Annotated in this window: 1 protein-coding gene; it reads right to left on the bottom strand. The window is 49.2% G+C overall.

The features are described 5' to 3' along the window. A partial coding sequence (locus tag ACYVTD_RS17610; protein WP_461248917.1) for a family 1 glycosylhydrolase occupies positions 1 to 390 on the bottom strand: 390 nt, incomplete at both ends.

Below are 390 nucleotides of genomic sequence, written 5' to 3' on the forward strand. Positions count from 1 at the left end.
CTGTCGCAGGGCGCGGCGTAACAGGGTTCCAAGTGATTCCTATCGGCGCTTTTAACCCTGTTTTGCGGTATTCTTTTACGGCGACTCCATGCGCCATATTTATATGATGAGTAGCGGCGGCGGCTTTTCGCGGATCTGTGTGTCCGGGGGCGTGTACGCCGTGTAAATGTCCAAGATGGGAGATACAAAGAGGCTCGTTAATCGTTATCCACATATCAACAAGATCGCCTAACTCTTTAAAACAAACTTTTGCGTATTCGGCAAATAAATCGACTATTGCGCGGTTTGTCCAGCCGCCTTCGTTCTCCAATGCTTGAGGCAAGTCCCAATGGTAAATGGTAGCGCAGGTGTGAATGTTGCGTTTATGCAGTTCCTCGCAAAGGTTACGGT

The organism is Treponema sp. R6D11, from assembly GCF_054786075.1.